Below are 14,338 nucleotides of genomic sequence, written 5' to 3'. Positions count from 1 at the left end.
ATTCAGCCTGTGCTGTCGTGCAGTCATTCTGGACGTTAGTCCATAAATGCTTGATTCGGGACGAGCGGATGCGTACCTTTGCCCGCTTTTCCAAAATGCACCCCCTGGAGAGCGCCATGTCCGCTGATCTCGAGCACATCCGTCAAGTCATGCGCGAGGCAGACTGCCTGTACAACGAAGCCGAGGTCGAAGCGGCCATCGCCAAGGTCGGTGAGCAGATCTGCAAGGACCTGCACGACAAGAACCCGGTGGTCTTCTGCGTGATGAACGGCGGCCTGATCTTCGCCGGCAAACTGCTGACCCACTTGCAATTCCCGCTGGAAGCCTCGTACCTGCACGCTACCCGCTACCGCAATCAGACCAGCGGTGGCGAGCTGTTCTGGAAGGCCAAGCCGGAAGTGTCGTTCATCGACCGCGATGTGTTGATCGTCGACGACATTCTTGATGAAGGCCACACCCTCAGCGCCATCATCGAGTTCTGCAAGCACGCCGGTGCCCGTTCGGTGCACACCGCCGTGCTGATCGACAAGGACCACGACCGCAAAGCCAGCCCGGACCTCAAGGCCAGCTACGTCGGTCTGCCGTGCGTCGACCGCTACATCTTCGGCTATGGTATGGACTACAAGGGCTACTGGCGTAACGCCAATGGCATCTTCGCGGTCAAGGGGATGTAACCATGCGCCAGCCTGCGTTCATCGACCAAGCGCTGTTCGCCAGGTTGGCCAAGCAAGCCGCCGAGGTTCCGCGCCAGCGGCATCACCACACCTTCCATGAAATGGATGAGCCCTGCCATCGAGTGGCGGTCGGTTTGCAGCCCTCCACCTACATTGCGCCGCATCGGCATCTGAGCGCCGACAAGGCTGAAACCCTGTTGGTGCTCAAGGGTCGCCTGGGCCTGCTGATTTTCGATGAAGAAGGCCGGGTGACCGAAAAGCGCGTGTTGCAAGCTGGTGGCGAATGCTTGGGTGTGGACCTCACGCCCGGTCTCTACCATGGGTTGGTGGTGTTGGAGCCGGACAGCATTCTGTTCGAGTGCAAGGCCGGGCCTTACCGAGCACTGGGTGAGGGTGAGCGCGCCCAGTGGGCGCCGCTTGAAGGCGAAGAGGGTGTGCCCGAGTATCTGGCCTGGATGCTCGCGCAGTTCAACTGAGCCGCTACTGGCTCTATCGCTGGCAAGCCGGCTCCCACAGTGTCTGTGCACTACCTGTAGGAGCCGGCTTGCCGGCGATAGGGCCGGTACAGGCAAAACTCGGCATGCTAGAGTGCTCCTTCATGCCAAGGAGCCTCACATGCGTGCGATTCTTCCCCTGCTGCTGGCGATCAGCCTGCCTCTTTCCGCCGCACCGTTGCACAGCCAGTTCCTCCCGCCCGATGACCAGTCCCTGCGCCAGGAAGCGCCGACCGGCCAACAATTGCTGCAAGTGACCGACTACTCGGTGGTGGTGGGCGCCCAGCGTCAGTCCGACCAGCAGCCGATTCCGATCACGGCCTCGTTGCAGATGCGCCTCAAGGGTAAGCCGTTGAGCAAGGGCGCGACCATCGGCCAGGTGTTGCTCACCTTCGATGGTGAGCCTGGCAAGAGCCTGAAGAAGCCGGTGTACGATGAGAAGACCCGCACCCTGAGCCTGAATTACCCAGTCAGCGACTACCGCGTAGTCATGGACCTGCTGCGTAATGAAACCGTCTATGTGCAGTTTCTGACCTACGCCAATGGCCATATCTGGGCCGACCTGCACACCGGAACCGTACGTACGCGTTGAGGCGTGTCGCCCGAGGGGGGTAAACTGCCGGCCTTCGAAATTTCGTGATGGTCCAGTTGGAGCCGGCAATGCGTAAAGACAAGAAGCAGGTAATTGGTGACGAGATCAGCGACGACTACGTGAAGTCGTTCCTTCAGTTCGAGCCGGCCGATGGCGTGACCTCGCCGTCGCTGCACAAGCTGGTCAAGGCCTACCGCGGCCTGCGTGTCGACGACTTCGAGCGTTTTGTCGGCTTCTTCGTCGAGGCGGGTTACGACCTGAACGGCAAGGACGAACACGGCAAGACCTTCGTCGAGCAGATCGCCGACCAGCGCAATGCGCCTGAGTACATCGAGATCATCGAGAAAGCCCGGGGCTGATTGGTTGCCTGTACCGGCCCTTTCGCGGGTAAACCCGCTCCCACAGGGGTAGTTGTGGGAGCGGGTTTACCCGCGAAGAGGTCGGTACAGGCCGACAAAGATCCAGGCACAAAAAAACGCCCCGAGGGGCGTTTTTTCGTTTCAACCAGATCAGGCGTAATGCTTGGCCGGGCTGCTTTCTTCCAGTTCCAGTGCCACGTCGTTGTCGGCACTGATCTTGTGGTACAGCGCGGCGTCGTTCGCCAGGGTCTTCTCGCGAGCCGGGAAGATCTCCTTGAGCTTGGCTGCCCAGGCACCTTTGGCTTGCTCCGGGAAGCAGCGCTCGATCAGCTCGAGCATGATCGACACGGTCACCGAAGCGCCCGGCGATGCACCCAGCAAGGCTGCCAGGCTGCCGTCCTGGGCCGAGACCAGCTCGGTACCGAACTGCAGAACGCCGCCTTTTTTCGGGTCCTTCTTGATGATCTGCACACGCTGACCGGCCACTTCCAGGCGCCAGTCTTCTGCCTTGGCTTGCGGGTAGAAGCGACGCAGGGATTCCAGGCGCTGCTCCATCGACTGCATCACTTCGCTGACCAGATACTTGGTCAGGTCCATGTTGTCACGGGCCACGGCCAGCATCGGGCCGATGTTGCCCATGCGAACCGACAGCGGCAGGTCCATCAGCGAACCGTGCTTGAGGAACTTGGTGGTGAAGCCGGCGTATGGCCCGAACAGCAGCGATTTCTTGCCATCGACCACGCGGGTATCCAGGTGCGGTACCGACATGGGCGGGGCGCCAACCGCGGCCTGGCTGTAAACCTTGGCCTGGTGCTGCTTGACGATTTCCGGGTTGTCGCAGCGCAGCCACTGGCCGCTCACCGGGAAGCCGCCGAAGCCCTTGCTTTCCGGGATGCCGGACATTTGCAGCAGCGGCAGGGCCGCGCCACCGGCGCCGAGGAACACGAAGCGGGCGTCCACTTCACGGCTGCCGCCGCTGTTGACGTCCTTGATGCTGACGGTCCAGTTGCTGCCGTTGCGGCGCAGGCCGACGACTTTCTTGCTGTACTTGACCTGGGCGTCCGGGCTTGTGCCCAGCACTTTGAGCAGCTTGTTGGTCAGGGCGCCGAAGTTGACGTCGGTACCCTTGAGCACGCGGGTGGCGGCGATGCGCTGGTCGGCCGGGCGGCCCGGCATCATCAGCGGCATCCACTCTTTCATCACCGACTGGTCTTCGGTGTATTCCATCTCGGCGAAGGCATGGTGCTGCTTGAGCAGCTCGAAGCGCTTCTTGAGGAAGGAAATACCCTTGTCACCTTCGACGTAGCTCAGGTGCGGCACCGGGTTGATGAAGGCACGCGGCGAGCCGAAGCTGCCTTTCTTGCTCAGGTAGGCCCAGAACTGGCGCGAGACCTCGAACTGGGTGTTGATGTGCACGGCCTTCTTGATGTCGATGCTGCCATCGGCGGCCTGGGGCGTGTAGTTCAGCTCGCACAGGCCGGCATGGCCGGTCCCGGCGTTGTTCCAGGGGTTGGAGCTTTCCGCGGCTCCGGAGTCCATCGCCTCGACGACCTCAAGCTTCAGGGTCGGGTCAAGCTCCTTGAGCAGTACGGCCAGGGTGGCACTCATGATGCCCGCGCCTACCAGTACTACATCAACCGATTCGTTCTGCGCCATTTAACGCGTCTCCACAATCTACAGCTACCTAATTGACAGCATAGGACCCCAGGGTTGCCAGGATCGCCATGTCCGACTTTTCGCAGTTCTTGCAACTTCCGCGGACACCGCCAATCAGTCTTCGGGTTCGGGTATTGAACGCCGTTTGCCACAGGTGCGGCAATTCGACTTATGGTCAAGGTGTCGTGCGTGCGTTATGGAACGACCTCAGACATCCATCCGGGATGAACGCGTTAGCCGCCTGTTCAGGGCTGTTCGGGACACATCTGCCGCTTTTACACATGCCAGACTGTTCATTTGCTCGCCACACTCTCGTGAAGTTGTGAAAAACCGTTTTTTCACGCTCTTTTGGAGACGTGAACCTCAAAAGGGGACTGCGCGATGGCAACCCACAGGTTCATGCAGTGCGAAGGGCCGGAAAAGCAGGCACGACAGCCGATGCAAGACCTGAGTGGAAGGCTCTCTGTGGGCGAAGCGTTGAAGGTGCCGGGGTCAATCGGCAAATGCGGGGCCCGATCAGGAGACGTCCTTATAATCGGGGGGAGATTATAGCGATGTCGCGGGCAGAAAGGTCGTTATTCGTAGTTTTTATTGCAGCGTTTGTCAGGCCGGCAGGGTGCGCTGCTGCCAGCGGCTGCTTGCGTGGGCGCAAACCCGGGCATTGGCGGGCAGCGGATGGCCCAGCCAGGCCATCTGGATTTCGCTGACCTGGACCCAGTCGTGACCGCTTGGAGGCTGCTGGCATTCCTTGAAGGCCAGGCATTTGCCGTCGACGTCGAGGCGTGCGTAGCGGTTGCGACGCGGATTTTTGAATAGCAGGTTCCAGAGCGAGGTCATGCTGGTGAGTCCTGATCTGTTCGGGCTTGGGGCAAGGATAATGGCGGGGGGTGAAACGATTGTGACAACTGGGGCTGGCCGATGACTGGTCAGTGTCTGGCTGGGTATACTGTGGGCCTTTGCCGCATTTTCTGGAGAAACGCGCATGTTGCAACGTCTGTTGTTCGGTTTGATCGCCGTGGCCAGCCTCAGTCTGGTCGGTTGTGCCCACAGCCCGCAACAACTCAGCCCGCAACCCAAGCTCACTGCCCAGCTCGCGCCGGTCGGCCATGGCCAGCCCGTGGTGGTGAAGGTCGTCGATGGCCGGGCTTCGCAATCGTTGGGTACCCGCGGTGGCATGTACCCTGAAACCAGCACCATCAGCGTCAGCGGCAACGACATCGTGCCCAAGCTGCAAGCCCAGGCAGAAGCGGCCGTGCGCCTGCTCGGCTTCACCCCCACCCCCAATGCCTACAATGCACCGCAGCTGACCGTGACCCTGGCCGAACTGAAATACCAGTCGCCCAAGGAGAACCTGTATGTGACCGAGGCGACCATCGGTGCCACCTTCCGTGCCGACGTGTCCAACGCCAACCGCCGCTACAGCGGCCGTTATGGCGCGTCGCTGGACCAGCGTTTCGGCATGGCGCCGAACCAGGAAACCAACACCAAGCTGGTGAGCGATGTGCTGAGCGATGCCCTGACGCGTCTGTTCAAGGACCCGACCATCGGCCAGGTGCTTGGCGAATAAGCACTGCTTGGCTGAGTGAAGAAAGCCCGCCGCCTGTGTTCAGGTTGCGGGCTTTTTTGTTGTCTGCGCCGACCCTTTCGCGGGCCTGCCAATGACGAGCGTGTGACAGATGAAATTAAATGACACTTTGTCGCCTCGGCCGAGCGACGCAACCGGACTTGGGTAGAATGCCGGCCTTCGCTGTCGTTCAAACCGAGGTTGCGTGATGTCGTTGCAAGTGCTCTGGGGCTTCCTGGCCGCCCACCCGACCAAGCTGATCAACCTGCTGGCGCTGTTGATGACGTGCCCAGGTGGACTACTGCTGCAAAGCGCCCGGCGCCGCGAAGTGGTTGCCCGTGAGAGCCTGGCGGTCGACGAGGGTGTGGTGGATGCCTTCGATCAGCGGGTGCCGCGCTATTACTACATTCTTGGTTTTTCGTGCCTGGCCATGGCACTGCTGCTGTCCTGGTTCAGCACCTGGCTCTAGCCGGCAAGGGTGCATGCACAGCCCAATCGCCGCGGTTCGTCGCCACGGCGATCAGGCTGCATAGCAGCCCTCTTTGATCAGGCGACCTGCGCCTGCTGCTTGACCTGATACTGGTTGCGCACCGGTGTTGCATATTGCAATACCAGGTAAGGCCGCTGTTCTTCAGGGCACGCCTCCAGACGGCGCTGCCATTCTTCCTTGGCCTTGGCCAGTTCTTCTGCCGGGAACACCTGCTCGGCACTCGGCACCTGCAGTGCTTCATCTTTCTCTGCCCACATGGCATAGGCCAGGTAGTGCACCGGGAACAACCGGTAACCGCCGAGGATCTGCCGGTCGATTTCCTGCGCCAACTGCTTGGTGTCCTCGTAATACTCGGTCACCGGCGGCGCGAAGTTGATGTGCACGCGGCCTTTGTAGCCGGTGATGCCCTTGGCGATGCTGTTGTCGTCCTCGCCGGGCGCTTTCTTGTAAGTGCCGGTGGTCGCACGGATGTACAGCTCGCGCGCCTTGGCCAGGTCGCAAGGGTCGTATTCGTAGCTGATCGAGACCGGAATCAGGTTCAGGCCCTGGATCACCGCGCCGAACGGCTCGTCCTTGCGGCTCATGTGGAACATCTTGAGGATCGCCGAGTCGGTGCGGTCGTCACCGTCCTTGGCGCGGCCTTCGGCCTGGGCAATCCAGATCGATACGCAGTCATTGCGGATCGAATGATTGATGTAGGCCGAGAGCAGTTGGTAGGCCGCCAGTTTCTCGCGGCGACCACTCAGCGAGCGGTGCACGATAAAGCTCTTGTTCAGGCGCATCATGTCGCTGACGAAGGGCTTTTGCAGCAGATTGTCGCCAATGGCGATGCGCGGCGTCGGCAGGCCGGCGTGGTACACCGCGTAGTTGACGAAGGCCGGGTCCATGACGATGTCGCGGTGGTTGGCCAGGAACAGGTACGCCGTACCGGACTTGAGCTGCTCGACGCCGGAATAGGTCACGCCATCGGTGGCGCGTTCGATGGTGTGGTCGACGTAGTATTCAACCTTGTCCTGCAAGGTCGCGACGCAAGTGACGCCAGCGAACTCCTTGCGCAGGCGACGGGCGATCAGCGGCTTGAGCAGCCAGCCGAGCGGGCCCGCCGCACGCGGGAAGCGGAAGTGGGTGAGGATATCGAGGAATGCCGGGTCGCTGAGCAGGCGTGCCAGAACGGCAGGGACCTCAGCGTCGTCGTACGGTCGGATGGCATCGAATTCGCCCATCATGCTCTCTTGTTGGAAACGGCTAGGGTAATAAAGTAGGGACGGGGTCCGAAAAACGGCTCGGACACTCGCAGGCCCTGTAAACAGACCGGCAATTATACGCATAAGTCACTGCGGAGGCCGCGATGCTGGAAATCGACTTCTATGATTGCCCTTATTGTGGCGAACGCGTGGAAACTACTGTCGATCTGTCCGGTGGCGACCAGGTCTACACCGAGGATTGCCAGGTGTGCTGCCAGCCTGTGGTGTTCATTCTGCAGGTGCATGGTGACGAATGGATGCTCGAAGTCAGACGTGAGGATGATGCCTGATGCAGCGAATCTACGATCCGGAAAGCCTGCTGGAGGCGCAGATGCTGCTGGGAATGCTGGCCAGCGAAGGTGTCGAGGTGCACCTGGTGGGGCGCGACCTGATGGGCGGCGTAGGTGAGCTGCCGGTGCAAGGGTTGCTTGGCCTTGCCGTGCCTGACGAGCAGGCTGGTTACGCACGGCATCTGATCGAGGCGTACAATGATGCCCAGCCGCTTGCCGGCGACGAACCGGAGAGTTTTCCCGGTACCTTGATCTGCTAGGTTCTGAATTCGCCCATGTGTGGACGTTACGCCCTGTTTCGCTGGCCCCAGGCGCTTGCCAACCTGCCAGGCTTCCCCGCCGGCCAGCCGGCCCAATGGAACATCTCGCCCGGCGCTTCGGTGCTGATCCAGCGCCAGCTGGAAGGCGAGCAGCGACTGGACAAGGCGCGCTGGGGGCTGACGCCGGCCTGGCTCACTGATTTGTCCCGCACCCCAGCCCACGCTCGCGCCGAGACGCTCGCCGAACAGCCGATGTTCCGCGAGGCGTTCCGTCAGCGCCGCTGCCTGATGCCGGCCAACGGCTTCTACGAGTGGCGTGGCAGCGTGCGCAAACGCCCCTACTGGTTGACGCCGGGTGAGGGGGCGTCGCTGTATTTCGCTGCCGTCTGGGAGGCTTACCCGGTGCAGGATCAGGTGTGGCTCAGTTGCGCGGTAGTGACCCAAGCGGCCATGAACCAGCGTCGGCCGTTGATTCTGGACGCCGCAGGGCAGGCGGCCTGGCTTGACCCTGACACACCTGTGCCACGGTTGCACGAATTGCTGGCGAGCCCGCCGGCCACCTTGCGCGAACGGGCGCTGGCGAACTTCGTCAATGACCCGAAACTGGATGCGCCCGAGTGTCTGACTCCGGCATAAATCTTACCTGCGGCTATGGCGGGGGGCAGGGGACTCGGCCTAGGATACGCCGCATGTAAAAAGGGAGTGTTTTCATGCGTAAGTCGTTCGTTGTCAGCCTGTTGAGTGCTGGCATCCTGCTGGCCGGCTGCCAGGCGGTGAACACCACCAGCGGCGGTGCCGTCGGTGTCCAGCGCCAGCAGTACATGTTCAGTATGCTTTCGACCGATGAGGTCAATCAGATGTACGCCCAGTCGTACCAGCAGACCCTTGGTGAAGCCTCGAACAAAGGCGTTCTGGACAAGTCCAGCAGCGATGCCAAGCGGGTCCGTACCATTGCTGACCGTCTGATCGCCCAGGCTCCGTTTTTCCGACCAGATGCCGCTCAATGGCAATGGGAAGTCAACGTGATCAAGAGCGATGAGCTCAACGCCAACTGTGGCCCAGGTGGCAAGATCATCGTTTACACCGGCCTGATCGATCAGCTCAAGCTGACCGACGCCGAGATCGCCGCCGTGGTCGGCCACGAGATCGCCCACGCCTTGCGTGAGCACAGCCGCGAAGCGATGTCCAAGGCTTATGGCGTGGAGATGGCCCGTCAGGGTGCCGGCGCGTTGTTCGGCCTTGGCCAGGGCAGCATGGCCATGGCCGACGCCGTGGTGAACTACGCCATGACCTTGCCCAACAGCCGCTCCAACGAGAACGAGGCCGACCTGATTGGCCTGGAGCTGTCGGCCCGTGCCGGCTACGACCCGAATGCCGCGATCACCTTGTGGAACAAGATGAGCAAGGCTTCCGAGGGCGCACCGCCTGAGTTCATGAGCACTCACCCGGCGTCCAGCAGCCGGATTGCATCGCTGCAGGCGGCCATTCCGAAGGTGATGCCGCTGTACGAAGCTGCCAAGAAATAGCGAGAGCGGGGGCTGCTGTGCAGCCCCCATCGCCGGCAAGCCGGCTCCTGCAGGTCGCGGTAATCTCAAGATCGGCGCGGTTGTTGTGGGAGCAACTGTCTTGTGTTGTCTGTACCGGCCCCATCGCCGGCAAGCCGGCTCCTGCAGGTCGCGGTAATCTCAAGATCGGCGCGGTTGTTGTGGGAGCAACTGTCTTGTGTTGTCTGTACCGGCCCCATCGCCGGCAAGCCGGCTCCTACAGGTACTGCTGTGAACTCAAGGTCGGCGCGGTCCATGTGGGAGCCGGCTTGCCGGCGATTGGGCCGCAAGGCGGCCCCAGGGCCCACTTTTTACCCCACCCAACCACTGGCCTTCATCGCCGAGTACACGGCCACGACCGCCAGCACGAAGAACGCGGCAGCCGCCAGTCGACGAATCAGTGCCAGCGGCAGTTTCTCCGCCGCGAAATTACCCGCCAGCACCACCGGCACGTTGGCAATCAGCATGCCCAAGGTGGTGCCGATGATAACCATGATCAGGTGTGGGTACTGGGCTGCCAGCATTACCGTGGCCACCTGAGTCTTGTCACCGATCTCGGCCAGGAAGAAGGCGATCAAGGTGGTCAGGAACGGGCCGAAACGGCGGGCCGGGTTTTCATCGTCGTCCATCTTGTCCGGCACCAGGGTCCACAGGGCCGTGGCGGTGAAGCTTGCCGCCAGAATCCAGTGCAGCATGGTCTCGCTGAAGAACCCGCTGACCCATGCGCCCACGGCGCCAGCCGCCGCATGGTTGGCCAAGGTGGCAGCGATGATGCCGGCGATGATCGGCCATGGCTTGCGAAAGCGTGCAGCGAGGATGAGCGCGAGCAATTGCGTCTTGTCGCCAATTTCGGCGAGGGCAACGATTGCGGTGGGGACGAGCAGAGATTCCAGCATCAGGGTTCCTACGGGGGCGGGTCGACACGGCTATGACACGTACAGCCTCCCCGCCCCGGGTAAGGTGTGCGTGTCATAGGTCTTGTCAAACCCTGGATCTGTCTGCGCAGATCGTGGGTCGCACGCGCCATGGCCTGTGGGCCAAGTGTGTTGACGCGTACCGGGCGAGCAGGGCGCTCGCGGGAGACTACTCCCCTAGGACGGTGCGGATTCTGCCTAGCCGAAACGGTTTCGGCAAGCCCTGTTTTTATCCGCGTGTTGCTTTGTAGATTCGGAACCCGTCGGCTTCGGCGAGGGTGTGGCAGTGGCCAAGAGCGCTTTCGATCAATGGCTGGTAGCGCAGGAAGCTGTTGGCGACAAGGCGAATTTCGCCACCTTTTCGCAGATGTTCACCCGACTTTTTCAGCAGGTTTTCTGATGCCTGGTAATTGGTATGAACGCCGGTGTGGAACGGTGGGTTGCTCAGGATCAGGCTCAGGTCACGGGGCGCTGCGTCGATGCCATCACCGCTGATCACCTCACCCTCCAGGCCATTGGCTGCCAGGGTCAGTCGGCTGGCGGCCACCGCGAAGGCATCCACGTCGAGCAGGGTGACCTGGCTTTGCGGGTAGCGCCGCTTGACCGTGGCCCCCAGTACGCCAGCGCCACAACCGAAGTCCAGCACATTGCCAACCGGCAGTTGATCCAGATGCTTGAGCAACAGAGCGGTGCCTCGATCCAGCCGGCCGTGGCTGAACACACCAGGCAGGCTGACCACCTGCAAGGGGCCATCTTCCAGAGCCAGCTCGAAGCGTTCGGCCAGGGATTCCAGAGGTTTGGCGTCAGGGGCATTGTCCACTGTCACCTGCCACAGCTGGCAATGCCGCGCGCTGTCGAGCTTGCGTGGCTTGCCAAAGGCTTGAAGCTGCTTGGCCGCGCCCTCGATGCCGCCGCGTTTTTCGCCGACCAGATACAGCTCGCGGCCCTGCAGCCGCGAAGCCAGGGCGTTGAGCAGGTAGGCCGCCAGTTCGCGGGACTTGGGCAGGAACAACACCGCCGCGTCGAACGCCACTTGGGGCGCGTCGACAGCGTAATGGCTGCGCCCCGGGAAGCGGCTTTCGAGCATCGTCTGGTCGCCCGCATGCCAGGTCCAGCCATGGGCCCCTGGCAACTGGCCAAGCAGGCCGTCGGCGGGGGCGCCGGCGATCAGCAGCGGACCCTGGAACAGGTCCGCCTGGCGGAGCAATACTTCACTGCGCGGGTCCATGGACGACGCCTCCTGAAAAAGGGGCGAAGTGTAACAGAGGTGGGGGCTGCGCTCAGCTGACCACGCGACGAGGCTGGCCGGCGAAGAAGGCCTGGGCGTTTTCGCTCAACTGGCCGACGATACGCTGGCGCGACTCCACGGCACCCCAGGCACTGTGCGGGGTGATGATCAGACGAGGGATGTCGCCGGCCAGCAGCGGGTTGCCGTCGACCGGTGGTTCGACGCTGAGCACATCGGTGGCCGCGCCGCCCAGGTGGCCATTGCGCAGGGCGTCGGCCAGGGCCTGCTCATCGATCAGGCCGCCACGGGCGGTGTTGACCACCAGGGCGCCGGGCTTGAGCAGGGCCAACTGGTCGGCACCGATCATGTGCCGGGTGTGCTCGTTCAGCGGGCAGTGCAGCGTCAGGGCATCGACCTGCGGCAGCAGTTCGTCCAGCGGCAGGCGGTCGTCACGTGCCGGGCGGCCTGGGATCTGCCCGCTCAGCACGCGCATGCCGAAGGCTTCGGCCAGGCGCGCCACTGCCCCGCCCAGCTCACCGTGGCCGAGCAAACCGAGGGTCTTGCCCTCCAGCTCCACGATCGGGAAGTCCAGCAGGCAGAACTGGCTGGCCTTGGCCCATTGGCCGTTGGCCACTGCCTGGTTGTAGTCGCACAGTCGCGTGGCCAGGGCCAGCAGCAGGGCCAGGGTGTGCTGTGCTACCGAGGGGGTGCCATAGCCTTGGCAGTTGCAGACGGTGATGCCTTGTGCGCGTGCCGCCTCCAGGTCGACGTTGTTGGTGCCGGTGGCTGCCACCAGAATCAGCTTGAGCTGTGGGTTGGCTGCCAGGGTCGCGGCGTCGAGCAGCACCTTGTTGCTGACGACCGCGACGGCGCCCTGCAGGCGCTCTGCGACCTGCTCCGGACGGGTTGAATCGAACAGCTGGAATTCGTCGAACTGGCTTTGCAGGGGCGACAGGTCGAGGTCGCCTAGGTCCAGTGACAGGTGGTCGAGAAACACGGCGCGACGCGGGCTGGGCATCAGAAAGCTCCGGTGGGGTTGAGGAGGGTCAACATCCGAACAATGCCACTCATACCTGCGTTGCGCCAAATCATTCCTTTGGCTGATTTAGCCCTCACATTGGCCGACTAGAGTTGGTTTCAGAGTTGTCCGACACGCTTTCAAGAAAAGGGATCCCCATGTTGCAGACCCGCATCATCAAGCCCGCCGAGGGCGCCTACACCTTCCCGTTGTTGATCAAACGCCTGCTGATGTCGGGCAGCCGCTATGAAAAGACACGCGAGATCGTCTATCGCGACCAGCTGCGGCTGACTTATCCACAGCTCAATGAACGCATTGCCCGGCTGGCCAATGTGCTGACTGCCGCAGGGGTCAAAGCCGGTGACACCGTCGCGGTGATGGACTGGGACAGCCACCGCTACCTGGAGTGCATGTTCGCCATTCCGATGATTGGTGCGGTGGTGCACACCATCAACGTGCGACTGTCGCCTGACCAAATCCTCTACACCATGAACCATGCCGAAGACCGCTTCGTGCTGGTCAACAGTGATTTCGTTGGCCTTTACCAGGCCATTGCGGGGCAGCTGACCACGGTCGACAAGACGCTGCTGCTGACCGACGGCCCGGACAAGACTGCCGACTTGCCCAACCTGGTCGGTGAATATGAACAGTTGCTGGCAGCCGCCAGCCCACACTACGACTTCCCCGATTTCGACGAGAATTCGGTGGCCACCACCTTCTACACCACTGGCACCACCGGTAACCCCAAGGGGGTGTACTTCACCCATCGGCAACTGGTGCTGCACACCCTGGCCGAAGCCTCGGTCACCGGCAGCATCGACAGCGTGCGGCTGCTGGGCAGCAATGATGTGTACATGCCCATTACCCCGATGTTCCATGTGCATGCCTGGGGCATTCCGTACGCGGCTACCATGCTTGGCATGAAGCAGGTGTATCCGGGGCGCTACGAGCCGGACATGCTGGTCAAGCTGTGGCGCGAGGAAAAGGTCACCTTCTCCCACTGCGTGCCGACCATTTTGCAGATGCTGCTCAACTGCCCTTCGTCGCAAGGCCAGGATTTCGGTGGTTGGAAAATCATCATCGGCGGCAGCGCGCTCAACCGCTCCCTGTACGACGCCGCCCTGGCCCGTGGCATTCAGCTCACGGCTGCCTACGGCATGTCCGAAACCTGCCCGCTGATCTCTGCTGCGCACCTGAACGACGAGTTGCAGGCCGGCAGCGAGGACGAGCGTGTCACCTACCGGATCAAGGCCGGTGTGCCGGTACCGTTGGTGGAGGCGGCGATCGTCGATGGCGATGGCAACTTCCTCCCCGCCGATGGTGAAACCCAGGGCGAGTTGGTGCTGCGTGCGCCATGGCTGACCATGGGCTACTTCAAGGAACCGGAAAAAAGCCAGGAGCTGTGGGCGGGTGGCTGGCTGCATACCGGCGATGTGGCGACCCTTGATGGCATGGGTTACATCGATATCCGCGACCGCATCAAGGACGTGATCAAGACCGGCGGCGAATGGATTTCCTCGCTGGACCTGGAAGACCTGATCAGCCGCCACCCCGCCGTGCGCGAAGTGGCTGTGGTGGGGGTTGCCGACCCGCAATGGGGCGAGCGCCCGTTTGCCTTGCTGGTGGTGCGCGATGGGCAGGCGATCGACGCCAAAGGCCTCAAGGAGCATCTCAAGCCATTTGTCGAGGAAGGGCACATCAACAAGTGGGCCATTCCAAGCCAGATCGCCGTTGTTACTGAAATTCCCAAGACCAGTGTCGGCAAACTCGACAAGAAGCGCATTCGCCAGGACATCGTCCAGTGGCAAGCCAGTAACAGTGCGTTCCTGTCGACCCTGTAACACCCTCGCGGGTCGCTTCCCTGTGGTTGCGACCCGCATGCTAGAGCGGTAGAGCCTTGCCAAACGATGAAAATGCGCCATGCTTCAGCACTGCCGGGGTGTCGTGCGCAATACCGCGGGACGCGTTGGCGGCACGGAACGCAAATCACACTTTAGAGGGATCAAGCACC

Annotated in this window: 17 protein-coding genes and 1 riboswitch; of the genes, 11 read left to right on the top strand and 6 right to left on the bottom strand. The window is 62.1% G+C overall.

What is annotated here, in order from left to right; genetic code table 11:
- Window positions 1-116: 116 nt before the first annotated feature.
- The 4 genes from PspTeo4_RS17025 to PspTeo4_RS17010 all read left to right on the top strand — a co-directional run bounded on the left by PspTeo4_RS17025 (window position 117) and on the right by PspTeo4_RS17010 (window position 2,119).
- Window positions 117-674, top strand: coding sequence for a hypoxanthine-guanine phosphoribosyltransferase (locus PspTeo4_RS17025; protein WP_322365051.1), 558 nt, complete (start codon window positions 117-119; stop codon window positions 672-674).
- Between the two features lie 2 nt (window positions 675-676).
- Window positions 677-1,150 carry a WbuC family cupin fold metalloprotein gene (locus PspTeo4_RS17020; protein WP_322365049.1) on the top strand — a complete coding sequence of 158 codons (474 nt, stop codon included), beginning with the start codon at window positions 677-679 and terminating at the stop codon, window positions 1,148-1,150.
- 139 nt (window positions 1,151-1,289) lie between these two features.
- Entirely contained in the window at window positions 1,290-1,760 is a 471-nt protein-coding gene (locus PspTeo4_RS17015) for a hypothetical protein (protein WP_322365047.1), read from the top strand.
- 68 nt (window positions 1,761-1,828) lie between these two features.
- On the top strand, window positions 1,829-2,119 hold the full coding sequence (locus PspTeo4_RS17010) for a PA4642 family protein (protein WP_322365045.1): 291 nt from the start codon (window positions 1,829-1,831) through the stop codon (window positions 2,117-2,119).
- A gap of 150 nt (window positions 2,120-2,269) precedes the next feature.
- Here PspTeo4_RS17010 and mqo read toward each other — a convergent pair whose 3' ends face one another.
- On the bottom strand, window positions 2,270-3,775 hold the full coding sequence (mqo, locus tag PspTeo4_RS17005; protein WP_322365043.1) for a malate dehydrogenase (quinone): 1,506 nt from the start codon (window positions 3,773-3,775) through the stop codon (window positions 2,270-2,272).
- Window positions 3,776-4,378: 603 nt separating this feature from the next.
- Window positions 4,379-4,612, bottom strand: coding sequence for a hypothetical protein (locus PspTeo4_RS17000; RefSeq protein WP_322365042.1), 234 nt, complete (start codon window positions 4,610-4,612; stop codon window positions 4,379-4,381).
- A 145-nt stretch (window positions 4,613-4,757) separates the two neighbouring features.
- Here PspTeo4_RS17000 and PspTeo4_RS16995 point away from each other — a divergent pair, with 145 nt between their 5' ends.
- Window positions 4,758-5,342 carry a YajG family lipoprotein gene (locus PspTeo4_RS16995; protein WP_322365040.1) on the top strand — a complete coding sequence of 195 codons (585 nt, stop codon included), beginning with the start codon at window positions 4,758-4,760 and terminating at the stop codon, window positions 5,340-5,342.
- A gap of 205 nt (window positions 5,343-5,547) precedes the next feature.
- Window positions 5,548-5,808: a hypothetical protein gene (locus PspTeo4_RS16990; RefSeq protein WP_322365038.1), complete on the top strand. Its 261-nt coding sequence runs from the start codon at window positions 5,548-5,550 to the stop codon at window positions 5,806-5,808.
- A 77-nt stretch (window positions 5,809-5,885) separates the two neighbouring features.
- Here PspTeo4_RS16990 and PspTeo4_RS16985 read toward each other — a convergent pair whose 3' ends face one another.
- A complete protein-coding gene (locus tag PspTeo4_RS16985; RefSeq protein WP_322365037.1) occupies window positions 5,886-7,055 on the bottom strand; it encodes a 1-acyl-sn-glycerol-3-phosphate acyltransferase in 1,170 nt (389 codons plus the stop codon).
- Window positions 7,056-7,177: 122 nt separating this feature from the next.
- Here PspTeo4_RS16985 and PspTeo4_RS16980 point away from each other — a divergent pair, with 122 nt between their 5' ends.
- The 4 genes from PspTeo4_RS16980 to PspTeo4_RS16965 all read left to right on the top strand — a co-directional run bounded on the left by PspTeo4_RS16980 (window position 7,178) and on the right by PspTeo4_RS16965 (window position 9,149).
- On the top strand, window positions 7,178-7,363 hold the full coding sequence (locus PspTeo4_RS16980) for a CPXCG motif-containing cysteine-rich protein (RefSeq protein ID WP_322365036.1): 186 nt from the start codon (window positions 7,178-7,180) through the stop codon (window positions 7,361-7,363).
- Window positions 7,363-7,623 carry a putative signal transducing protein gene (locus PspTeo4_RS16975; protein ID WP_322365035.1) on the top strand — a complete coding sequence of 87 codons (261 nt, stop codon included), beginning with the start codon at window positions 7,363-7,365 and terminating at the stop codon, window positions 7,621-7,623. The genes PspTeo4_RS16980 and PspTeo4_RS16975 overlap by 1 nt, the downstream gene beginning before the upstream one ends.
- Before the next feature lie 15 nt (window positions 7,624-7,638).
- Window positions 7,639-8,259: an SOS response-associated peptidase gene (locus PspTeo4_RS16970; RefSeq protein WP_322365034.1), complete on the top strand. Its 621-nt coding sequence runs from the start codon at window positions 7,639-7,641 to the stop codon at window positions 8,257-8,259.
- Between the two features lie 74 nt (window positions 8,260-8,333).
- Window positions 8,334-9,149, top strand: coding sequence for a M48 family metallopeptidase (locus tag PspTeo4_RS16965; protein WP_322365033.1), 816 nt, complete (start codon window positions 8,334-8,336; stop codon window positions 9,147-9,149).
- Between the two features lie 329 nt (window positions 9,150-9,478).
- On the opposite strand, the gene PspTeo4_RS16960 is transcribed toward PspTeo4_RS16965, so the two are convergent.
- From PspTeo4_RS16960 to PspTeo4_RS16950, 3 genes are all read right to left on the bottom strand, one after another.
- Window positions 9,479-10,060 (bottom strand): TMEM165/GDT1 family protein, encoded by a 582-nt coding sequence (locus PspTeo4_RS16960; RefSeq protein WP_196172254.1) that lies wholly within the window; start codon window positions 10,058-10,060, stop codon window positions 9,479-9,481.
- A gap of 91 nt (window positions 10,061-10,151) precedes the next feature.
- Window positions 10,152-10,271: riboswitch (yybP-ykoY riboswitch) on the bottom strand.
- Between the two features lie 39 nt (window positions 10,272-10,310).
- Window positions 10,311-11,309 (bottom strand): class I SAM-dependent methyltransferase, encoded by a 999-nt coding sequence (locus PspTeo4_RS16955; RefSeq protein ID WP_322365032.1) that lies wholly within the window; start codon window positions 11,307-11,309, stop codon window positions 10,311-10,313.
- Between the two features lie 52 nt (window positions 11,310-11,361).
- On the bottom strand, window positions 11,362-12,327 hold the full coding sequence (locus PspTeo4_RS16950; RefSeq protein ID WP_322365031.1) for a 2-hydroxyacid dehydrogenase: 966 nt from the start codon (window positions 12,325-12,327) through the stop codon (window positions 11,362-11,364).
- A 158-nt stretch (window positions 12,328-12,485) separates the two neighbouring features.
- Here PspTeo4_RS16950 and PspTeo4_RS16945 point away from each other — a divergent pair, with 158 nt between their 5' ends.
- On the top strand, window positions 12,486-14,168 hold the full coding sequence (locus tag PspTeo4_RS16945) for a fatty acid--CoA ligase (protein ID WP_322365030.1): 1,683 nt from the start codon (window positions 12,486-12,488) through the stop codon (window positions 14,166-14,168).
- The last annotated feature ends 170 nt before the right edge of the window (window positions 14,169-14,338 follow it).

It is taken from the genome of Pseudomonas sp. Teo4 (genome assembly GCF_034387475.1).
Taxonomy (GTDB): domain Bacteria; phylum Pseudomonadota; class Gammaproteobacteria; order Pseudomonadales; family Pseudomonadaceae; genus Aquipseudomonas.
The sequence above is the reverse complement of the archived record's forward strand: the minus strand, read 5'-3'. Positions and strand labels throughout refer to the sequence as shown.